We start from the raw sequence: 21,719 nt of genomic DNA on the forward strand, positions 1-21,719 counted from the left end.
AAACCGGCACAAGAGGCCAGAAAAAGTGACCTCACAGATTCGCGTGTAAAGCTCTCACAGACCCCGGTCGATACAAATGCTCATTTGAAAATTTTGACCCCTTAAATGGGCTGTAAAAGGCGGTAGCTAAAACTGGGCAAAGCTAGCGGTCCCTGCGCAAAATAAAACGCAGCAGCGCGGGGATTGAGCTGGCAATGGTCAAGATCGCAAGGAGGCGAATGATCTGGATCGTCACCACCACGGGACCTGCGGCACCTTCCGAAGATAACGCGAGAACAGTTTCCAGCGCACCCGGACTGGTTGCCAGGTAGGCCTCGAAGAAGCTGATATCAAGCCACCAGGTCAGCAGCCCCGCCGCACCCGCACACACGGCAAGCAGTGCGAAAATGAACAGGAACGTTGCTGGAAGCTGCTTGGAAAAAAGCTTCAGTGCCGTCATATTCAAAGCACCACCACACATCCAGCCGATCGCCATGAATGCAATAATCTTGAATACGGTCGGCGGCTGCACGGTGAGATCATCGGGCAAAACAAAACTAACCAGCACTGTCAGAATCAGCGGACCCATCACCGCAGGCGCCGGCAAGCGCAGCAACCGGCCTAAAGGTTCACCGGCCAGCACAATGCCGAAGAGCACCACGAGAGATAAAACGCTTATCGACGCCCCGAACTCTTCCAATCCCAACACGTCCAACCATCTCTCCGGTGGCGATCCCAGATCTGCACCACCTGGGACGAAAAAGTGCGTCACCAGCGGTAATGTCATGGAAACAACCAACAGCCTGAGGTATTGGGTTAACGCGACATAGCGGAAATCTGCCCCTAACTCACGAGCCAAAATGGGCATCACCGAAGCACCACCCGCAAGCATGGACAGCACACCTGTTTCTGGCAGAATTTCTGGTCTGGACCTAGCTAACAACAATCCACCGACGATTCCCACCGCGATGGTGAAAAAAGAAATCACAAGACCTGGGATGAGGAACCGTAAGAGTTCCGACCCGGAGGAACTAATGAGGGGCATTGCGGCTAACATCGCCACGATGGACCGGCCGAAAACGTGCACACCTTTAGCTAGTGGAAGATCATTTCCCGTAGTTAATGCACAAATGCCAGCCACAAGAATCGCCCCGAGAATCCAGGCAGCGGGTACACCCCACATGGTAAAAAGCCACCCCACGGCTAGCGATAGAGGCGCTACGATGCACCAACGTAAAGCAATAACCTTGCGGGATGGCTTCTGTGGTTCTTCTTCGTGGGAATCAGGTTCTTTATCACTCAATTGGGTACCGGACTCCTTGGTCTACATCTTATAACTTATGTCGCTCCCACTTTAGCAGCAGAATCCTCGACAACTTCATAAGAGTCAGGCGTGATCAGCACTGGATTAACCTTAGGATCGGTAGCAAAAAAGCGAACCTCATTGTCACCAGGTACGACATAAAGCCCGTTAATCACGGTAGGTTCGGTGATCTCAGTGGGAACAACCATCGTGGTTATCAGAGGTTCCTTGCTTGCATCAACACTCAACTCACCAGTTTCTGTTCGGGAAATGTCCAATTTGGCGGCTTGCTCGTGAGCGCCGTCGAGAAGCTTCCAGGTCACCGGGAAACCCGCAGCGCAGCTGGCGACGATGAGTGCTTCGGTGGAGGGTTCGTCGAAAAGCATGCAGGTAAGTTTTTGCTGCTCGCCTAAATCAATCGAATAAAGGCCTGGCTCTGCAGGAGAAGCTGCTGCGGGCGTACACGTGGTGAGCAGGACCAACGCTGAAAGAGCAGCGAGAATGTGATTACGCATATGAATCATCCTTAACCGTCCAGAAAACTGGTATTTCCTATGCTAATCCGCAAAAACGGCCACCAACAGGCTTATACTTTCAATGATCAAAACGATGTTGGACTGATGCCAGAACGTGATAGGAGCGCGCCACATGGGGTTGGAATTAGCAGCTAGTGGGTGGGCAATCCTTATTACAGGCGCAGCAGTAGCCGGATGGATCGACGCCGTGATCGGCGGGGGAGGACTAGTGCTGATTCCACTCATCCTCGCGGTCATGCCCCAACTAGCACCCGTAACAGCACTGGCCTCCAATAAATTGGCAGCTGTCACAGGCACAGCATCGGCAGCATTTACTCTGGTACGACGAGTAAAACCCGATAAAAAACTGTTTTTCTACTACGTGCCCATCGCAGCAATATGCTCAGGCGCAGGCGCCTTGGCAGCCAGCTTGATAGACAAACAAGTAATGCGCCCAATGATTATTGTGTTAATGCTGGTCGTGGGCCTCATCGTGGTGTTCAAACCCAACTTTGGCACCGGCGAAAGCAAAACACTACCCACCGGATGGCGGCGCTGGGCAGCTATTGTTGCAGTGGGATTAATCGCAGCCTATGACGGCATCTTCGGCCCCGGCACCGGAATGTTCCTCATCATGGCATTCACCGCATTGCTGTCCCAAAACTTCCTCTCATCGGCCGCCATGGCGAAGGTAGTAAACACCGCAACGAACCTGGGTGCACTAATTGTATTCATCATCGGCGGACACATGTGGTGGACTCTAGGGCTAGTGCTCGCCGTGGCCAATGTCGCAGGAGCGCAACTCGGTGCCCGAACGGTACTTGGTGGCGGTACCAGGCTAATTAGATACGCACTACTGACCTTGGTCGTCGTAATGAGCATCTACCTCACCTGGCAACAGCTCCAAGGAATGTAAATAAGTAAAGGCAAACTTTAAGAAATCATCCTGGTTTGTGCCAGTAAACATTCCTAGGATGGAAGCCATGACGAAGACAAAACTAGAAAGCATCTCCGAGCGCACCTCGGATGATCCGCTTAGTTACCCCGAACTGAATCTTGTACCAGCATCCACAACAGTCACCGTTGTGGTCGCCGAAGATTTCTCCGCCGATAACTTCTCTGAACTCCTTATCGGCGCAGCGGAATCCACCCGTCTCCTAGGACTGGATGAGCTCCACATCATTGCTCCCGCAGTCCACCTCCCTTCCCTTGCAGTAGCCGCCGCTGACATTGCGCACCTCCTGCCAGAGAAGTTCCAATTCTGCGAAGCCGAAACCTGCACTCATCTCCACCCAGACGATGACACCTACTTAACGGCTGAATCTGTTGCACAATTAGGAACAAAACTGAAGTCCGCGTAAGGGCTTTAGGCCTTTGACCCACCATGAATTAGCTATTTGTGGTGGGATTTGCTTTGTTGATTTGGACTAACGGTTGGGCTAAGGGTTGGACTAATGGTTTAGAATCGGGGCATCTGGTGCTGGGTATCAATTGAGTTACCTGGCTTTTAAATCGGCGCATAGAGCTTTCCGCTTTGTGGTCCCCGGGTGTGAGGATCTTGCCCCATGTTAGGATTCACCATTTTTTGAACTGGCCACGGAAAAATGGTGAATCCTAACGTTTCTAGCTCTAAAAAACGTGCCAATTCACCACTTTTCGGCACCCATCGCTCAAAAATGGTGAATTGGCACAAGCTTCCTTTTAGGCATATGGTCTTCTAGCGTTTGTTACGCTAGATTTTCAAAAACTTTCTACCTTTCACCGAGAGTCAACTCGGTTTTTTAGCCTTTCGCCTGATACAGGCTGTTTAAGCGACTGAGTTTTGAGAATGAGTGGTTATATCAATTTCGCGCTAAAAGCGTCTCAGAGGCGATTCTATTGCGGTTATTTTTTCTGGCCCTTTTCTTAAATCCCACACCCCACTTCAACTCACTACACCTGGCGACCAAGACTGCCCGTGGAAAAGGAGTCCTTGGTTAAATAAGACGTTATCGGGGCCTACAAATTTGACCTAGCGACCAAGGATTTTTGGGAGTCTTATGGATTTGGTCGAATATGCAGGTACTGGGAAATGCTTGAAGAGTGTCCTAACTTAGAACCACTTACAACACCCAGATCACGCTTTTTAGCACCACTACATTCGGTTTTTCGTCCGCGCCGTTGCAGGGGCACTCCAGGGATCTTCTGGCCAGGGGTGTTTAGGATAACGTCCTCGCATTTCTGCACGAACCTGGCTGTAGGCGCCGGACCAAAAACTTTGTAGATCATCAGTAACAGCCAGCGGCCTACCTGCGGGAGATAGTAGGTGGAACTGGACTGGAATCCCACAAAATGTCGGGGATTGCGCCAGCCCGAAACATTCTTGGAGTTTTACTTTCACAATTGGTCTGCCGGAAGAATAGTCCAGTCGGTGCCGATTTCCACTGGGAACTTCTAGGTGCGAGGGTGCGTATTCATTAAGGTTGTTTGCCTCAGGCCAGGGAAGTAGACGTTGTAGTGCGGGGTATATATCAATTTTGTGTAGTGGTGTGCCGTGGCTAAGTGCTTTAATTTCTGCAGATAACCAGAGGTGAGGGTCGGTGGATTCAATGTCTGGCCATGGTGCACCGCGATGGGCGTGGATGAATTTCAACCGGTCTCGCAGTGAGGAGGTTTTGTCGGAGAAGTGGAAAAGTTTCACACCTCCATCGGATAAAGCGGTGGCGATCGCGTCGAAGGCTTCTTCCGGGGTGGGTTTTGTGGGTGTGGAGCTGAGTTCGATTGCACCAGCAGCTTTAACTTTTCTGGCTTGTACTTTTCCGTCCACAAAGTGCGCGCGGGTTTCTTGTGTTACGCCGATGAGCTCCAGCGCATCCGCTTCTGAAATGCGCGCAGCAGCCCGAATGATGGCGGTATTGTTCGAGCGGTTGATTGCGGCAATGGCGAGCCAGTGGGCATCTTTGAGGTCGTCATCTAAAAGGCGGGCTCGGGTGCCGCTGGCTAGTAGGTATTCGCCGTGGTCGATTTTATGTGCGATAAGCTGCGGAAACGCCGCTCCCACGATTTCACCCGCGCTCGCTTTTTCAGAAGAGGCAGGTGCCAATCGGCGTAGGCGTTCAACTTCGCGCTTGTTAGGTTGTTGCTTTTCGACGTCCCCCTGCGGGTTCTCCGCCACCACCGCTAAGATTTTCGCGGCTTGTTCTCCGAAGCGAAGTAGTGATGCTCCCAGAGGTGGGGATAGCGGAAGTGTGGATAAACGATGACCCAGATCCGTGATTGTTTCCTTTTCAAGTGCGCCGATGTGGTGCAAGGTTTGCCTAGCGGCTGCCCAAGTGGAGTGTGGAGGTTGATCAAGTAGTGGCAAATCTTCAGGTTGTGTGCCCCATGAGGAAAGCCACAGTGCAGCTTGGGTGAGGTCGGCGGAGTTGATTTCGGGTGCCACAAATTGTGGAAAGTGGGAGAAGTCTTCTTGTGAGTAGCATCTGATTACCTCGCCTGGCCCTTCACGTCCAGCTCGACCTGCGCGCTGATTTGCGGAAGATTGTGCACAGCTGCTGGTGACCAGCCCTGTCATGCCGCGAGCACTATCTCTTTTAGGCATGCGTGACAGACCAGAGTCCACCACGATTCGAACGCCTGGCACTGTAAGAGAGCTTTCAGCAACGGGAGTTGAGACAATGATGCGTTGGGTAGAAGAACGTGTCAGGGCTCGGTCTTGTTCTTGTGGATGAAGTTGCCCGTGTAGTGGGAAAACATTGCTGTGTCCCAGTGCTTCAAGTTTGTTTATGACCCGATCGATTTCTGCCACGCCAGGAACAAAAACCAGTGCAGAATGCGGGGAACGTAGTACTGCTTCATGGGTTTTCTGTGCCATGTGGTCGAGGAAGTCCCAGTCCACTCCGCGCGAGCCTACACGTGGGTTGCGCGAAGGGGCATAAGTAATATCCAAGGGATGGATGGGTGCTTCGGCGCTTAGTACCTGGGCATCTAAAAGTTCTGCGAATTTTTCTGAATCTAAGGTTGCTGACATTGCGATGAGTGAGAAGTCATCGCGTAGTTGGCTTAGTTCGGTGAGCATTCCAATCAGAAGGTCAGAATCGAGTTGGCGTTCGTGGACTTCATCGATAATTACTGCGCCAACTCCGGGAAGGTCTGGGTTGTTGAGTAGCTGCCGAATCAACACACCCGGCGTCATAAATTGCACGAGGGATCCTGGAATATGTTCGCCACGCACACTAAAACCAACTTTGTCACCCAGGGTGCTGTTATCTAAAAAAGCGAGGCGACGTGCTGCGGCTCGGACGGCTACTCGGCGGGGAGCGGTGACTAGAACCTTGGTGGGAGAACCACTTTCGAGGCGTTGACCATTTAGCACATTAGCCACTAATGGGGGTAAAAGTGTTGTTTTTCCAGTCCCGGGCGGAGCTTGAATTACGAGGTTCGTAGGACCCGCAGAAAGCATTTTTCGCAGGTCAGGTGTAAGAATTTCTACGGGTAGATTCGGAGAAATGTTATCTATAAGAAAATTACTGATGCGTGAAGTCATTGAAAACCTGTAGATTAAGAATCTGCTGAACTTATCACTTGTTCTTCAAACTCTATGAGCTGGGTGAATGAGGGCATGTTAATGCGGAGTACGGTGTTTTTCCTAAGTTATTCATCAATAGACCTTGGTGAATATTTAAGGGCTCTATTTACAAAATGGAACCCTCGGGTCATTTTTTAACTGAGTGTACTTCCCCCGAGAGGGAACAGGTTCTGGTGTGCGTTGGTAGTCGTAGGCGCAGATAGGTGACATGTCACCATGGGTGCGAAAGTAAGGAAGTTTTCGTGAAGGTAGTCGAGAAAGTTAGTTTCTTTAAGCAGAAGCTAAAACGGAGACAACGGTGGGGGAATTCTTCGTTGATTTCTTGTATCTGCATTGTTGCGGCACTCGTCCTGTTGCTGCTTTTTGGCAACGACACCCAAGCAGGTTTTATCGGCAAGTTAATAATCCCACTTGGGCTAGGGTTGATCGGTGCGGTGGCAGGAATTTCTGCTAGAAACCCCCTACTTACCGGTTTGAACCTTGGTTTTGGATTTTTTCTCGTTCCCACCTATTTGATTATTTCCGGCAGTATTTGGTGACTTGCCTTAGCAACTCAGAAGACAAACCAGCAGCTACTCAGGCAGAATTCCGAGTGCATCTAGCGGAACACCTTCTGGAAGCTCATGTCGTTCCAAACGGGAATCATCGCGTTTTCTCACGACTCTCGCCGGATTTCCCACTGCAATAGAATCATCAGGAATATCTTTAGTTACCACTGCACCGGCTCCAATAACGCACCGATCACCAATGCTGACCCCACCAACAACCGTGACATTTCCACCCAGCCAGGTGTCTTCACCAATCGAAATGGGTGATCCATTTTCCCAGCCTCCGGATCGCATCTGCCAATCATCCACGGGGTGACCTGCAGTAAATAATTGGCAATTAGGCCCCAACATGCTGCGCGCCCCAATGCTGACTGGAGCAATATCTAAAATAGTTACTCCGAAATTGATAAATGCATGTTCGCCGATGGTTGTGTTGAATCCGTATTCGATAATTGCCGGAGCTTTGATTGTGCAAGCTCCACTGGCAGGGTTGAGTACAGTGTTAAGGATTTCGGCAGTGCGAGCAGGATCAGTGGGGCCGATCTGGTTGTATTCATGGAAAAGCAGAGCTGTTTTCTGTGCCGCTTCTTCGCGTTCTTTACCGGTTGCCACGTACCATTTCCCGCTCGTCATTGTTTCGATAGATTCAAAGTCTTTATCCATAGTCACCATTGTGCAGGAGAATTTACGTGCCTACGCTTTTCGACGACCCCCTCCACCAACTTCCCAGACCACCGCGCCGGGTGGCCAGCGGCGTGGTGCACCTACCTAATTTCCTCGGCATAGCCGAGCAAAAAGAACTTGTTTCCCAAGCTAGAGAGATTGCCCGTTCAGTTGCCAGAACACCTTTGGCGATGGTTCGACCCACGCTAAAAAGTGGCCAGATGAGCGTGCATATTTTGAGTTTGGGCAAGCATTGGGCGTCTAATCCTTATCGCTATGTTGATTCAGTTGGTGGCGTTTCGGTGCCACCGTTACCAAGTTCTTTTGTGGAATTAGCAGGCAAAGCGCTAGAGGCTGCAGGGGCTTTGAGTAATTCACTTCGAGCTTGGGTACCGGCTTATCGAGCAGAGGCAGCATTGGTGAATTACTATGCTCCCGATTCCTCAATGGGTATGCATCAAGATGCCAATGAAGAATCAGAAGCCCCCGTGATTTCCTTATCGATCGGTGACACCGGAATCTTCAGACTCGGCGGCACCGAAAACCGGAATAAACCCTGGGTGGATATCCCGCTTTTAAGCGGTGATCTCATCGTTTTCGGCGGAGCTCACAGGCGAGCTTTCCACGGTGTGCCAGCAATCGAAGCTAATACAGCTCCTGTCGGATGTGGATTAACAGAGGGGCGAATCAACATCACCATCCGGCAAGTAAACCTTTAAACAGGCAGGTCAAAAGCTATTGCGGGGGTAAAATAGCCCCGCAATGTCCCATGGTCGTTTTATGGTGCTGAGCATGACTACAAATAGAGCAAACCCAAACGAATTAGTTGTATGTGCGGACAAGAAGTTAAGGCCTAGATGGGCATCAAGAAGCAACTTGTGTTGGCAGTATTTTGATCATGAATGGGGAAGACCACCAACAGATCTCAATGCACTTTTAGAGATCCTAATATTGGTTGTTTTCCAAGTCGGTGTCACCTGGCATGCAGTCCTTGTAAAACGCGAAGGCCTCAAAGCAGCATTCGCAGATTTTGATGTTGCAACCGTCGCGGCATTTGATGAACGAGATATTGAACGCCTGCTTGAAGATCCACGCATTTTTAGAAACAGACGGAAGATAACCGCTGCGATAACCAATGCCAAGGCATTTTTAGCCCTCACGGAAACTAAGGGCAGTTTGGACACAATCATCGCTGATAGTGTTAGGGATCCCGGTGACATTGTTAAAGAGTTAAAGCAGTTAGGTTTCACCCACATTGGGCCCACGTCGCTGAGCATTCTCCGGCAGGCAATTGGGGTTGGTGATCTTAAAGCAGCCTAAGATATGAGCCGATGACGACAGCACAATTTTTAGCGCTTTTCTTGGTGTGGATAGCAGCCATTGCATCTCCAGGGCCCGATCTTTTTCAGATCATCAGGTTGGGGGCCAAGAACCGCCGGGACGGCATCTTAACTGCCGTGGGCATCATGGTGGGAAACTCGATATGGATCATTGCGAGTTTGCTTGGGCTTTCAGCATTGATATCCACCTATCCAGCAATTTTGAACGTTTTGCAAATCGTTGGTGGCGGCTATCTCACCTGGATGGGTATTGGGGCGGTGCGGTCGTGGTGGAAGCAACGCTCAACGCAGCAATCGGTGGCGGATTCCACTGCTGTGGAAAGCGCACTAGAAGCCCCTAGCAACCCGTCAGTGGGGGTGTGGCCAGCGATCAGATCAGGTATTGCCACCAACCTGTCTAACCCTAAAGCTGTGCTGTTTTTCGGTTCAGTTTTCGCGCAATTCATCAGACCCGATATGGGTGTTGGGTGGAGTGCGTTTATCGGTGCACTGCTTATTGTCACTGGCCTGCTGTGGTTTATTGGATTCGCCGTGTTGGTGCGCAAGCTGGCAGCCAGTATCACTCGCAACGGGGCCATCATTGATCTCATAACGGGGGTGATCTTTATCAGTTTGGGAATGTTCATGATCTTCGAGGGGGTTGTAGGAATCGGTGGCCGGGTAGTGGGTTAGCCCTGCTTCCCGGACGTCACTAGACTTAGGCACCATGCAACCTGAAGAAGTGCACATCAAGGATGAGACCATCAAGCTGGGTCAGTTCATCAAATTGGCCAACCTTGTCGAATCGGGAGGGGCGGCCAAAGATGCCATCGCTAATGGCGATGTCACCGTCAATGGTGAAGTGGATACCCGCAGGGGTAAAACACTTCGCGATGGTGATGTGGTGTGTATCGGCGACGCATGTGCGCAGGTGTTAACTGGTGATGACGCCGATGATGATTATTTTGACGAAGCCACCGCAAACGATGACTTCGACCCCGAAAAGTGGAGGAACATGTAATGCCAGCCTTTGAGGCCATGCCAGGAATGCCGTACTGGATCGACTTGTCCACCTCGGACATCGCAAAATCTGCGTACTTCTACGAAAATGTTCTCGGCTGGGAGATCGAAGAAGTCAATGATGGCTACCGCATGGCGCGACTCCAAGGACTACCAGTTGCAGGATTGATCGATCAGCGCGGTGAATCCAGCATCCCAGATACCTGGATTACCTATTTCCTCTCCTATGATCTGGATGCCACGGCGAAAAAGATCACCGAACTGGGTGGACGCGTATTGGCAGAGCCAACTGACGTGTACTTAGGCCGTATGGCGTTGGCTGTGGATACTGCCGGTGCTTTGTTTGGTGTTATTGAGCCTGGCAGTGAGGAATCATTCGTCGCAGCAGGCGAACCTGGTACCTCGGTGTGGCATGAACTGACCACAGTGGCTAAATATGCTGAAGCGATCGAGTTTTATGGTGAGCTTTTCACGTGGACTACCTCTGAAATGGCAAGTGAAGGAGACGATAGTTTCCGATACACCACCGCATTGGTCGATGGTGCTGCATTTGCTGGCATTTTTGATGCGAAAGGTCACTTCCCTCCACAGGTGCCAAGCTTCTGGCAGTCCTACCTTGGTGTGTTGAATGCCGATGAAGCTGTGGCAAAAGCCAAGGAGTTTGGTGGTGACGTTATTCGTGAGCCGTGGGATTCAGAGTTTGGCCGTATGGCGTTGATTGCTGATACCACTGGTGCCACCCTCACCGTGTGTGAAGTTGCTGAATACGTCGAGGAAGGCGCAGAAGGTGATGATCTTTTCGATATTGATTTAAGCGCCTTCGAAGAACAATTCCGCAACCAACAAGGTAAGTAAGAGGACTGTCACACCACGGAGGACACCATGGAGGAATTAGCGTTTGATGAGCTGACTTCCATGGTGTTGGATTGCACCGATCTGATCCCGCCTGGAAAAGTGGCAACCTACGGGGACATTGCCAAAATTGTGGGAACGGGGCCACGGCAGGTTGGTCGGATCATGGCTCAAGCTGGGCAATTCACATGTTGGTGGCGGGTGGTTCGCGCTGATGGCAGCTTGAAAGTAGCACAGACCGCACGCGCTAAATGGGAAGAAGAAAACATTAAGTTTTCCAAGCTCAGTGTGCTAAAAGTGGATATGAAAAATCATCGTGTAACGGAACGTGAGTTGGAACAAATAGCTCAAGAATTTCGGCAGGTTAGCACCAATCCGTAATTGGTAGTTTGCTAAAGATTTCCGCACAGTATGGCCACGGCACTGATTTGGAGTGCAAGTTTTCAATAGTGTGGCAGTAACGTCACATACATGAAAACTCCCCGTCTGCTGAAGACTCTCAGCGCGATGGTGGCTGTCACTGGACTTCTCGCACCGACGGTGGTTCTAGCGACCGCCGCTGATGCTGCTGAATTATCCGACAATGTTCCCGATCGCACCCAAATTGCCATTATTAATCCCGATGGCAGCGTGCAAGAATCTGATAATGCTGAAGAAACGCGCCCAGCGTTATCGCTGGCCAAGCTGTATTTAGGCTATTACGTATTGGGCAATGGCACGGAAGAAGATGCTGAATTAGTCCCCGATATGATCCGCTACTCAGATGATTACACGGCGGACTATTTGGAAAGCCAATACCCTGAGGCTATCCCAGAAGTTATTGATGCCTTTGATTTGGAAGACACCGAATGGGCTGGTTATTGGGGTAATGCCACCACCAGCGTGGTTGATATTGCCACTTTCGTGGACACGCTTATCGACGACCCCATCGCCCAACCACTGCTTGACGCCATGGCAGATACCGCCGAATTTGCCGCTGATGGCTATGCTCAAAATTTTGGCACCTACACGTTATCCGATGTCACCGGCACGAAATTTGGCTGGTCGGATGATTTGGATGTGCACGCATCGGTGAGCTTTGGGCCCGGATTTGTCATCGCCGCCAACACCTATGGCGATGCTGAGACCCTGACTGAAGACGTGCAAGATTCCGTGTCCTCGCTGTACCCAGAAGAGGTGACAGCCACCATTGAGGAGCAAGTGGAGCAGTTTTATCAGTGCGCCGCAGACACCGTGCAGGCAGGGATGCACACCGGGGCGGAGCTAAAAGAGCAGCTCAAAGGCACAACGTATGGAAAAGCTCTGAGCTTTCTACCTAACACCGCCCCAATACCTGCGTTTTTGTACAACCTGTTGGCACCTTAGCCGACAGTTTTGAGGAATTCCGCCACGTCAGTGATTTTCTCCCGCGCTACCTTCGGGGTGGAAATTCGGTGCCGAGAGACATATTCCTTCACGGTCGCGTCGCCAAGCTCGGCCGGACGCGCCGCGATCTCGTCTTGGGCTGCGATCTGCACAAACGTCGTCGGCCACGCATCCGCCGCGGGCACTACAGCGTCCCCACGAATTTCGGCAGGGAGCTTTTCGACGCTACCCAGGTCCGGAAAGGTGAGGACCAGGGCGTCGAAAAGCGATGCATTAATCGCGGCTAACGCCGCGCCCGAGGAATAACCCCAACCCGTGATCGAAACCGGATTGTGGTGGCGGGCGTAGCCGACCGCCTTGCCCACGACCTCATTCATATCGTGCAGCGTATGACCTGGTGCGAGCGGATAATCCAGGTCAAGGATGGTAGTGCCAGATAATTCTGCAGCTGCGGCTACCTCGGGGCGCCACTGAAACTCCAACGCATCGCCGGAACCGCGCCACCAGCCACCGCTGTGGAACGATACAGCCCAACGACCAGTCGGTTTAGACGGGTGGAAAATTGCGGCGCCAACCTCTGGCACATTATCCACGCGCACATCACCAATAAACGCCACGCCAGGCATTGAGTGATCAAGCCCAGAACCCAACATGATCATCGCGGTGTGCGTGGTGCGATCAGGAAGGTGCGCAATATAGCGATCTGCTGGATCCGGATCACCTGAGCCACCCGCCCACGGAGGGGTGAAATCTGGAACCGGATAATGCGCATCAAAATACGACCCGAGCTGCTCCAGCTGCTCCTCTTCAGATAGCTGACGATCCTTACCGCCAACCTCGAATTCCTCACGGAAGCGTGCTTCTTGCTCTTGTTCAGTTTCTTGCGGGTTGTTGTTTTCAGCCATGGGCACCACCTTAGTGCGTGTGTCTTCGATGCTGGTTTGAAAGTGAAAATGTCAACAGTGTTTTGGGGTTTGTTTTGGGGTTTGTCGGAAACGCGCCCGAGGAATTGCAAACCATGATAGACACAAAGGGCCAAGCAAAAATTGCTAGGAACTGATTATTGAGTAAGGAAAATCCATGAGTGAAACTCGGTCGAATTCGGTGTCAGCAGTTATGCCCGCGCAGCTTCCTCCAGGACCTGCTGAGCGCACCGTGTACTCCTATGGGGTGCGTGCTGGAGATCAACTACACATTTCAGGCATGGTGGCGTTTGATTCTGAAGCCAATATCGTTGGTGAAGGTGATATCGAGGCTCAGGCTGAGCAAGTATTTAAAAACTTGCAAGCAGTAGTTGAAGAAGCAGGAGGAACAATGAACGATATTGTTTCGACCACTACTTACCTCGCCGATGTTGCAGATGCTCCAGTTGTTAATGCCGCTCGTGCACGTTACTTCACGGGAGACGTACTACCTACCCACACCGTGATTGGGGTTGCGGCATTGGCTAGGCCGCAGTTTCTTTTAGAGATCTCCGCAGTGGCGTATCTGGGAGATCGCTAGCTTCAGCTAAAGCGATTGCTGCTATGAGTCATGTTCGTATGGCTAAAAAGCAGCATGCTTTTCTTATAGAGGACTGTCCTTTGAAGGGGTATTTTTGGAAAGAACGAGAGCTTCTTCAACTCTTGGGTTGTTATTGAAGCATTTGTGGAGATGAAATCTTTGTGGAGTATCTACCGTCGGAAAATAATTTCGTCGTGGAAGGGAAGAATTTATGCCATCTGCAAACAATAAGAACAGCAAATCAGAATCTTCGCGAGTCAAAAGATATTTCGGTGGCCCTGGAATCGTCGTATTTCTCAGCGCTGCGTTTGTAATCATGGTTTCTCTTATAGTCAATGCAACGACTGAGATTGATTCTTCAAGATACGTTGTTATTGGGGCAGCGATCATTTTTGTAGTAGCGACAGTGCGAAGAACAATTGTGGGTAATCGACAAGATCAGTAGAGGATTTGGGCTGAATCTAGGGAGTATCTCCGTTTAACTCCTTAACTCTTCCCCTCTAGTACGTACTCCTATCGGGGTAACTTCCAAAAGACCAAAAACTTCTATCTTTTTGAATCAACCCCAAGCAGGGGCAGTGCCCTCACACCTAAGAATGTAGAGATGCGTACGCTGGTGGCCAACTGAATACGTTTGAGGAGAAGGTTTTCTATGAGTGGCACCGCCATCATGTACGACACAACTGTTGTTCCATCAAAGAAGGAAATCGCGCAGGCCTGGACTGGTGATGTTGATCTTCAGGGAAGTTACCGCCTGGTAGATACCGTGGATGGGGAAGTCGGCGTTGAGGTGCTGATTTCCAAGGATCGGGAGGGCCGTTTGCTCCAGATTCCGTTTAGTTATCGTTCGGCAGAGATCAACCCTGAGCAAACACTTAGCACTCTAGAGCATGGTGTGTTGGGTACTCGCTGGGTTACTAATGCGTTGGGTGATCCGGTGGCAGTGCGGGAGTTTATTCGCACAATTTTAACGGGCGATGATGGCGCATCTCGTGATGATGGGGTGGAGGGCTACCTTGATATTAGGGGAACTGGTGATGCTGAATCGGTGGATTTACAGGATGTAAAACTTACTGAAGTGACAAGGCAGCGCGCGATTGGTTCGGTAACTATCAATGGTGAGCGGAAGCAGTTTTCGTTGCGTCTGCCTCAGTTGTTGAAGACTTACAGGAAGACTGCTGCTGGGCATACGGCAACAAAGTTGCGCCTGGTTGCAGCACATCCTGAAAAGGTGGATTCTGAGTTGCTTGTCGCAGAGTTTAACTGGATGGAGTAAGCACGAGAATCCTCGGCAAAGATTAAAAGCCCCTCACATGTGAGGGGCTTTTAGCAATTCTCTCCAGCACAAGAATGATTTAGTGGGGGATTTTAGCTTTGGGGATCACCATCGGTGTTCCGGTTTCTGGGTCGGGGACAATTCGGCAGGGGAGATCGTAGACTTTTTCAATCAGTTCAGCTGTGATGATGGAGGATGGTGGGCCTGCTGTGACGATTTCTCCGTCTTTCATCACAATGAGATGCGTTGCGTAGCGGGCTGCTTGATTGAGGTCGTGGAGTACTACAACGATGGTGCGGTTGAGGTCTTGTCGGAGTTTTTCAAATAGCTCCAAAAGACCGTATTGGTGCGTGATGTCTAGGAAGCTGGTGGGTTCGTCGAGTAGGAGCACTGGGGTTTGTTGGGCAAGGACCATGGCTACCCATACGCGTTGCCGCTGACCGCCGGAGAGTTCGTCGACAAGCCTGCCGGATAGGCTGGAAATCCCGGTGGCTGCCATAGCCTCGGCGACTATTTGTTCGTCTTTTTCAGACCACCGATCAAATATGCCTTGGTGGGGATGCCTGCCTCGAGCGATGAGATCTGCAACTCGGATGCCTTCGGGTGAAAGCGAAGACTGCGGTAGAAGCCCTAACTTTGTGGCCAGCTGTTTCGTTGGGATGGTCGAAATTTCTGTACCGTCGAGCAAAATGTGTCCATTTTTGTATTTCAGAATTCTCGCTACGGCACGTAATAAGGTGGATTTACCACAAGCGTTGGGTCCGATGATGGCGGTGTATCCATGTTCGGGAATGGAGAGGCTTAAATTATCGGAGATAATATGCCGGTCATAACCTACTTGTATGCCGTCGACCTGGATGATGGGTGCAGTGGTTTTCAGTAAAGAATCAGGATTATTCTGCGAGTGTGTTTTGGTCATCCTTTTCTCCTGTATTCATTGATGAGCAGCCATATCAGGTAGGCTCCGCCGACGATCACTGTGAGGACACCGACGGGGAATCCTACTAGTTGGGCTATTACGTCGGAAGCTAATAAGACGAATGCACCGACCAGTGCGGATGGCACGAGGATCAGCCCGGTGCCGCCGACTAAACGGCGGGCGATTTGTGGGGAAGCCAGTGCGATAAATGAAATTGGTCCTGCAGCTGCAGTTACCAGAGCGGTAAGAGCAACACCGACGATCACAGCAGCAGCGCGTGTGACATTGGCCTTTACTCCGAGCCCGCGGGAGGCGTCGTCGCCAAGCTCCAATTGCCGAACGCCTGGTGCAATTAGGGCGACAAAAACTAGGAATATTAAGAGCACAGCAACCATGGGCCAGAGTTGTTCATGGCTGAGTCCATTGAGGGATCCTGCTGCCCATACTGATGCCATCATGGCTTCATCCACGCTGACAGACAGCATGAGCATGGAATTTAAAGAACCAAGTAAAGCACCGACACCGATACCCATGATGATTAACCGGAAGGATCCAACGGTGCCACGTCGAATAGCAAGGAGATATACCACTGCGGCGGTGATGCAGCCGCCGATGAGTGATCCGCCAGCGATATCCAAGTAGCGGGTTGATCCGAAAAACAGCATGACAAAGATCGCCCCGGTATATGAGCCGGTGGAAAATCCGATAATATCTGGTGAACCAAGAGGATTGCGGGTTAAAGATTGGAAAATAGCGCCCGATAGTGCAAGCGCAATACCGCATGCAATCGCAAAAAGTGTTCGGGGAAGTCTCCACTGGAATACCGTGAGTCTGGCTCTGGGATCTGCATCTATGTAGATCAGTGCTTCGAGAACATCTGATGGCGATAACTTATAAGTGCCCAATCCCAGTGACACAACCCCGAGAACAAGGATCGCTGCCAGCAAAACGGCACATACAATCATGCTGCGTACGCTGAACCAGTTGGAAAAACGACCAGCTCGGAGTTTTACAGTGCGGTAACCGTGGTCAACAGATTCTGCAACAACAGTGCTCACAGCCCACTCACCGACTTTCTGCGTGCAAGGATAATCAATACAGGTGCGCCCACGATTGCGGTGACAAGGCCAACGCGCAATTCTCCATTAGGAAGGATGATCCTTCCAATGACATCGGATACCACCAGCAAAATCGCGGACACTATGGTGGTGTATGCCATGATCCAACGCTGGTCGGGGCCGGTGAACCAGCGCACGACGTGGGGCACCATCAGTCCGACAAACCCAATGGGGCCTGCCAGTGCGGTTGCGGTGCCAGCTAAGAGGGTTACTGCGATGATGACCCAGACTCGGATGTGATTGATTTTTACACCAAGTGAGGTAGCTAGTTCATCACCAAGCGCTAAGGCATTAAGTTGGCGCGATGCAGCAAAGGCAATAACGATGCCGATAACAATGAATGGGGTGAAGGCAACAACAACATCGAGCTGCCGTCCAGCAACGGACCCTACTCCCCAAAAACGCAGGTCATCAAAGGTACTACGGTTGGCTAAGGTAATTGCACTGGTCATTCCTCCCAGCAGAGCCCCAATAGCTACACCCGCGAGAGTTAGTTTCACCGGTGATGCTGCACCAGCTCCGATGGAACCCAACATGTACACCAGAATTGTTATCAAGGCTGCACCAATGAGAGCGAACCAGATATAACCCAATGCCGTCCCGATACCGAAAACACCAACTCCAACGGTGACAGCAAAGGATGCGCCAGCGTTAACGCCGAGGATTCCGGGGTCTGCCAGCGGATTGCGTGTAAACGCTTGGATGAGTGCACCACACAACCCCAGTGCTGGGCCGACAATGATGGCAACCAACGTCCTGGGGAGACGAAGCTCGCGGATCATCACATGTTCATCATTGTTGATATCAAAAGACCACAACGCATTCCAGATTGTCATGAGTGAAATATCTCGGGAACCAACAGCAATGCTGATCAAAGCGATGACAACAAGAACGACCAACGCAATGATCAGGCCGACCAAACGAGATGAATTATTACGCGCAATACCTGGAGCTTGTGGAGCTTTAGTGCTTAAAGCGTAGGTCATAGCCCTACTGATTCATAGAGTCGCTGCGTTTCATCGGTGATTTCTTCCGGGTCGCGGTCTTGATCAGCCCACAGTTCACGAAGCTTAGCGTGGAATTCTTCACCAAGTTCTTCATACCGTGCTCGCCATTCTTCCGCGTTGTCCGTCCAATAACCCATGGTTTTATACATTTCGCTGGAGAGTTTTCGCTCATGGCGGAGATATTTCCGAGCTTGTCGCGTGACGCGTGTTTCCGCTGCGACCCATACGTAGGTGTCATCGTCGATGTCGGTGCGTTCTAATGCAGACACCAATCCGCTGGGTGCAAGGCCGTTGCCCGTTCGGCGTAGCCAGGTGTAGGAGACACCGGGGATATCGGCAAGTAATTGGTAGCCAGCTCCTCTGACTTCAATGATGAGTTCCGTGTCTATCTCGGAAGCAGTCAGCTCAGCGATGCGAAGAGCTGCAGGTAGCGCGGGTTCATCGGCGAAAAGCACTTGTCGACGCGCCCCTACAGGGCGTAAATAAATCTCCTTCGGCGGGTTGATTCCAAGTTCTTGACCTTCCTGTGCTTGGAGCGCCCACGCAGAAGCTATACCGCCTTCGTGCTCAACAAAATCAACGTCGATTTCTCCGCTGCGGTGTTTGCGCACAGTGTAGGTGCGCATTTGTGATGGTTCGACACCTTCGGCGTAGTCCCAGCCACGATCTGTGACAAAGGGCAAACGAACTGGTTCATCGGGGTGGTCGGGGAAGAATAATCGCACGTATTCATCACCGATTCCCGTTGTGGGGTAGTCATGCATGTCCGGGCCACCGAGGGTAATACGGATCATGCCTTGCCCAAGCTTTCTTACCGAGGTGACAATGGCGCGATGAACTCGTGGCTCATAATCATCGGGTAGGCCTGGGTAGTAGGTGTTGTTGCTCATGGTGCACTCCGAATCACTGCGCCGCCATCAAGTGCTTCTTCCACATCATCAAGGAAGCCTTCTTCAATGAGCCATGGAATGCTGAGTACGTTTGGAGCGCTCATCGCCATGGTCATGTCTGAATCTTCAGTGAAGTAGTAACGTCCCTCAGCGATGGGTGCCCACCGTTGAGCAACCGGGTTGTCGAGGGTGCGTTGTGATTGTTCTGGTTTACCCCACGCCACAAAGACCTCAGCGTCGATGTCATTGAGATTTTCTAGGCTAATGCTGGAGGTGAATCCGTCTGCCTCTAGTTCAGACAGACCCGGTGCGTCTACCAAACCGAAATCGTGGATGAGTGCTACACGAGGATCCTCCGGTGAAGTATAAAAGGACAGTTGGTCGGAACCTTCAAACAAGTTCACGCCAAAAGCGATTGTTGTGCCCTGTAGCCTGGGGTGTTCAGCTGCAGCATCAGCGATAGTTTGCTCAGTGTCTTTGATCAGCTGTTCGGCCCGCTCGGACTCGCCAAGCACGGTGCCAGCAAATTCAGTGACATGCTGCCAGGTGCCAGAAAGCCATGCCTCTTGTTCATAAGGGACGGTGGGCGCGATCTCGCTGAGCCGCTCGTACTGCACTTCGGTGACACCGGAGTGGGGAGCGAAGATGAGGTCTGGTTCAAGCGCTAAGATTTCTTCATAATCTGGACCATCAGAAGTTTGGGTGAGAATAAGTGGAAGTTCATCGTTGTTCTCGTTTTCAACTTGATCTTCGAACCAAGGTGAATAGCCGTTTCCAGCATCTGATGATGTTGAACTCACCGCCACTGGCGTAACCCCCAATGCAGCGGTGATATCGTGAGCGATCCACCCAATCGTCACCACTTTCTCGGGCTTTTGCGGAATGTCTGTCTTGCCGAATGCATGCGACACTGACAGTGGGAATGCTCCAGAAGAGTTTTCAGATGTGTCGGTTTCCGGTGCAGCCGAGTTCGCCCCGGTACAACCGGCAACGAACAATAAGGTGACAAGTAGGGCGGCCGCGAACGATCGCCGTCGGACAGCGTGCATGATGTAGCTCCTGTGATCTCATGATGGATAGAGGCTCCCCCTAAGGAGAGCCTTACTTAATCACGATAGGAGTGCGACCAGCTTTGGGACTGCCAATAGTTTTCGTGAAACGGACAATTTGAAGGCTGCGCCTTAGATCAGGATGGATGTGCGGATCTTATGGTTCACTTTGGGAGTCTGAATGAAGTCAGTGGGATGTCGTCCAGTTGTTCTTTTAAACGCTGTGCTGAATGCGCTGACATTTGAATATCCCACTTTGCGGGTTACTTGAGTTACTGTCACGCCAGCGCCTAGAAGTTCAACGGCACTGGCCATCCGGACGTTGGTACGCCACTGAGTAAAAGTCATGCCGGTTTCAGTTTTGAAAGCACGGGCAATGGTTCGGGTGCTGGTAGAAGTAAGCCATGCCCATTCTTCGATGGTGCGATCGTCGGCGGGGTCGTCGATAATTGCCTGCATGATGCCGGTGATGCGCGGGTCTCTGGGGACTGGGACCTTGACCACTGGGTAGGTGTCTTCAGCAAGAAGCTCCAGGCAGACGACTTGGGCGCGCAGGCGCCGCTCTTTATGCATGCCCGTAAAAGCGAGATAGAGCAGCATCTCCCGAAGCGCGCGGTTGACCACCATCATGGTGGGGGCGTCGATAAGCTTATTCCAGGCCGAGGGCAGGATATGCAGTGCGATCAGCGGATTGCCCGGATCGCGGGTGATTGCGTGTGGTGTGCCCGCCGGAATCCAGATGCCCTGGCCAAGGGCGACGCGCCAGATTTCGCCATCGATGTCCACACTGCCAGAACCATATTCCGGCCAGACCACAAGATGTTCCGGATGAATGTGCGGATCTGGGCCGCAGCGATGCTCGTCGGTAACATACGTGTAGCGCATGACCGTGCAGGTGAGCAAGTAATCATCGGGAACTACCTGGTCACACACGTGAGGGTGAGTATCTTGTGCGTCATCCATCTGATTCCCCTTTTTCTATTAGTAAGGGGAACCTTAGCAAAAAATTTAACGTGTGTAATGCACCGGGGTTATACCGTCCTCACTGGCGAGGTGGGTTTGCATGCCGTCGATAATATCTGTGTTGTGTGCAGAAACTGCCAACCACGAATCATCGGCCTGTTTTTCGCACACAAAAGTCAGCACACCGCGCCGGGTTCCACCACGCTGTTGTTGATCTGGCGTTATCTGTCCAGTCATCTTCCACCGGGCGTGGACAACAGCTACTTGATCATTGCTGAGCATTCGGGTTTTAGTTTTCTCAAACACCATTTCTGTATCGGGGAACATATCCCGAAAACCAATCGCGTGGTTGTGACGGATTTGGCGGTGTCCGTGCCACCAAAAACCCACCACGTTGACAAAATCGGCGTCGTTTTTAAACACTGCAGTCAATGCATCAGCATCTGCGTTATTCCATGCATTGGCAAAACTCATGGCAACTGACTCGGGAGAATTCACGGGCACGGCTCCAGTATTTTTGGGAGGAATATCTTTTAGAGGAGTTTCTTTAGGTGCTACCGGTAATGCTATAACCAGCCTGGGCACGGTTGTGTACATCAACAAATGAAAAACGGCCCCGGTCTGAAGACCGGAACCCGAATTTCTTTTGATTTGCAGGTGATGCCTGCTCAGTAGGATCTAGCTTACCTTTCTTTTACTTAAAAAGCGCATCCTCGTTCCAAAACTGATTCTTAAGACACTTCTAGTTTGTGTCTAGTGCGATAGATATGAAACCGGCAGAATAGCGCAGCGTAAATTGTATCGCTTGCACGTTGGCTTTATGACTAGTTCGGACTTGATCGTGCCTTAGCCTTTCGGTGTTG

The 21,719-nt window shown here is 51.4% G+C and carries 23 protein-coding genes; 11 read left to right on the forward strand and 12 right to left on the reverse strand.

Annotation, left to right across the window (positions count from 1 at the left end):
* Positions 1 to 142 precede the first annotated feature (142 nt).
* On the reverse strand, positions 143 to 1,282 hold the full coding sequence (locus N24_RS01265; RefSeq protein ID WP_096453620.1) for an AbrB family transcriptional regulator: 1,140 nt from the start codon (positions 1,280 to 1,282) through the stop codon (positions 143 to 145).
* A gap of 35 nt (positions 1,283 to 1,317) precedes the next feature.
* Entirely contained in the window at positions 1,318 to 1,797 is a 480-nt protein-coding gene (locus tag N24_RS01270) for a hypothetical protein (protein ID WP_096453622.1), read from the reverse strand.
* Between the two features lie 133 nt (positions 1,798 to 1,930).
* Here N24_RS01270 and N24_RS01275 point away from each other — a divergent pair, with 133 nt between their 5' ends.
* On the forward strand, positions 1,931 to 2,713 hold the full coding sequence (locus N24_RS01275; RefSeq protein ID WP_096453624.1) for a TSUP family transporter: 783 nt from the start codon (positions 1,931 to 1,933) through the stop codon (positions 2,711 to 2,713).
* Between the two features lie 67 nt (positions 2,714 to 2,780).
* The gene (locus N24_RS01280) at positions 2,781 to 3,158 is read left to right on the forward strand and encodes a hypothetical protein (protein WP_167381983.1); all 378 of its coding nucleotides are present in this window, start codon (positions 2,781 to 2,783) and stop codon (positions 3,156 to 3,158) included.
* Positions 3,159 to 3,931: 773 nt separating this feature from the next.
* On the opposite strand, the gene hrpB is transcribed toward N24_RS01280, so the two are convergent.
* Together hrpB and N24_RS01300 are read right to left on the reverse strand one after the other, a co-directional pair.
* The gene (hrpB, locus tag N24_RS01290) at positions 3,932 to 6,322 is read right to left on the reverse strand and encodes an ATP-dependent helicase HrpB (protein WP_096453631.1); all 2,391 of its coding nucleotides are present in this window, start codon (positions 6,320 to 6,322) and stop codon (positions 3,932 to 3,934) included.
* A gap of 614 nt (positions 6,323 to 6,936) precedes the next feature.
* A complete protein-coding gene (locus N24_RS01300) occupies positions 6,937 to 7,575 on the reverse strand; it encodes a sugar O-acetyltransferase (protein ID WP_167381984.1) in 639 nt (212 codons plus the stop codon).
* 26 nt (positions 7,576 to 7,601) lie between these two features.
* On the opposite strand from N24_RS01300, the gene N24_RS01305 reads away from it, so the two are divergent.
* From N24_RS01305 to N24_RS01335, 7 genes are all read left to right on the forward strand, one after another.
* A complete protein-coding gene (locus N24_RS01305; protein WP_096453637.1) occupies positions 7,602 to 8,294 on the forward strand; it encodes an alpha-ketoglutarate-dependent dioxygenase AlkB family protein in 693 nt (230 codons plus the stop codon).
* Positions 8,295 to 8,367: 73 nt separating this feature from the next.
* On the forward strand, positions 8,368 to 8,895 hold the full coding sequence (locus N24_RS01310; RefSeq protein ID WP_231910799.1) for a DNA-3-methyladenine glycosylase I: 528 nt from the start codon (positions 8,368 to 8,370) through the stop codon (positions 8,893 to 8,895).
* 11 nt (positions 8,896 to 8,906) lie between these two features.
* The gene (locus N24_RS01315; protein ID WP_096453641.1) at positions 8,907 to 9,587 is read left to right on the forward strand and encodes a LysE family translocator; all 681 of its coding nucleotides are present in this window, start codon (positions 8,907 to 8,909) and stop codon (positions 9,585 to 9,587) included.
* A gap of 34 nt (positions 9,588 to 9,621) precedes the next feature.
* Positions 9,622 to 9,915, forward strand: coding sequence for an RNA-binding S4 domain-containing protein (locus N24_RS01320; protein WP_096453643.1), 294 nt, complete (start codon positions 9,622 to 9,624; stop codon positions 9,913 to 9,915).
* On the forward strand, positions 9,915 to 10,769 hold the full coding sequence (locus N24_RS01325; RefSeq protein ID WP_096453645.1) for a VOC family protein: 855 nt from the start codon (positions 9,915 to 9,917) through the stop codon (positions 10,767 to 10,769). Before N24_RS01320 ends, N24_RS01325 begins: the two co-directional genes overlap by 1 nt.
* A gap of 27 nt (positions 10,770 to 10,796) precedes the next feature.
* Positions 10,797 to 11,147 carry an MGMT family protein gene (locus tag N24_RS01330; RefSeq protein WP_096453647.1) on the forward strand — a complete coding sequence of 117 codons (351 nt, stop codon included), beginning with the start codon at positions 10,797 to 10,799 and terminating at the stop codon, positions 11,145 to 11,147.
* A gap of 90 nt (positions 11,148 to 11,237) precedes the next feature.
* Positions 11,238 to 12,131 (forward strand): hypothetical protein, encoded by an 894-nt coding sequence (locus tag N24_RS01335; RefSeq protein WP_096453649.1) that lies wholly within the window; start codon positions 11,238 to 11,240, stop codon positions 12,129 to 12,131.
* Here N24_RS01335 and N24_RS01340 read toward each other — a convergent pair.
* The gene (locus tag N24_RS01340) at positions 12,128 to 13,036 is read right to left on the reverse strand and encodes an alpha/beta hydrolase (protein WP_096453651.1); all 909 of its coding nucleotides are present in this window, start codon (positions 13,034 to 13,036) and stop codon (positions 12,128 to 12,130) included. The genes N24_RS01335 and N24_RS01340 overlap by 4 nt on opposite strands.
* Before the next feature lie 175 nt (positions 13,037 to 13,211).
* On the opposite strand from N24_RS01340, the gene N24_RS01345 reads away from it, so the two are divergent.
* The gene (locus tag N24_RS01345; RefSeq protein WP_231910801.1) at positions 13,212 to 13,634 is read left to right on the forward strand and encodes a RidA family protein; all 423 of its coding nucleotides are present in this window, start codon (positions 13,212 to 13,214) and stop codon (positions 13,632 to 13,634) included.
* Positions 13,635 to 14,286: 652 nt separating this feature from the next.
* Complete coding sequence (locus N24_RS01355; protein WP_096453655.1) at positions 14,287 to 14,910, forward strand: CG0192 family protein; 624 nt, start codon at positions 14,287 to 14,289, stop codon at positions 14,908 to 14,910.
* A 79-nt stretch (positions 14,911 to 14,989) separates the two neighbouring features.
* Here the strand turns inward: N24_RS01355 and N24_RS01360 are convergent, their stop codons facing one another.
* The 7 genes from N24_RS01360 to N24_RS01390 form a co-directional block, all read right to left on the reverse strand.
* Complete coding sequence (locus N24_RS01360; protein WP_096453657.1) at positions 14,990 to 15,829, reverse strand: ABC transporter ATP-binding protein; 840 nt, start codon at positions 15,827 to 15,829, stop codon at positions 14,990 to 14,992.
* Positions 15,826 to 16,887, reverse strand: a complete 1,062-nt coding sequence (locus N24_RS01365) for a FecCD family ABC transporter permease (protein WP_231910809.1) — start codon at positions 16,885 to 16,887, stop codon at positions 15,826 to 15,828. Before N24_RS01365 ends, N24_RS01360 begins: the two co-directional genes overlap by 4 nt.
* A complete protein-coding gene (locus N24_RS01370; protein WP_096453659.1) occupies positions 16,884 to 17,933 on the reverse strand; it encodes a FecCD family ABC transporter permease in 1,050 nt (349 codons plus the stop codon). The genes N24_RS01365 and N24_RS01370 overlap by 4 nt, the downstream gene beginning before the upstream one ends.
* Positions 17,930 to 18,844: a siderophore-interacting protein gene (locus N24_RS01375; RefSeq protein WP_096453661.1), complete on the reverse strand. Its 915-nt coding sequence runs from the start codon at positions 18,842 to 18,844 to the stop codon at positions 17,930 to 17,932. The genes N24_RS01370 and N24_RS01375 overlap by 4 nt, the downstream gene beginning before the upstream one ends.
* Positions 18,841 to 19,893, reverse strand: a complete 1,053-nt coding sequence (locus N24_RS01380; protein WP_096453663.1) for an iron-siderophore ABC transporter substrate-binding protein — start codon at positions 19,891 to 19,893, stop codon at positions 18,841 to 18,843. Before N24_RS01380 ends, N24_RS01375 begins: the two co-directional genes overlap by 4 nt.
* Positions 19,894 to 20,025: 132 nt before the next feature.
* Positions 20,026 to 20,856, reverse strand: coding sequence for a helix-turn-helix domain-containing protein (locus tag N24_RS01385; RefSeq protein WP_096453665.1), 831 nt, complete (start codon positions 20,854 to 20,856; stop codon positions 20,026 to 20,028).
* A gap of 45 nt (positions 20,857 to 20,901) precedes the next feature.
* On the reverse strand, positions 20,902 to 21,360 hold the full coding sequence (locus N24_RS01390; RefSeq protein WP_231910814.1) for a YybH family protein: 459 nt from the start codon (positions 21,358 to 21,360) through the stop codon (positions 20,902 to 20,904).
* Between the last annotated feature and the right edge of the window lie 359 nt (positions 21,361 to 21,719).

It is taken from the genome of Corynebacterium suranareeae, assembly GCF_002355155.1.
Taxonomy (GTDB): Bacteria; Actinomycetota; Actinomycetes; order Mycobacteriales; family Mycobacteriaceae; genus Corynebacterium; species Corynebacterium suranareeae.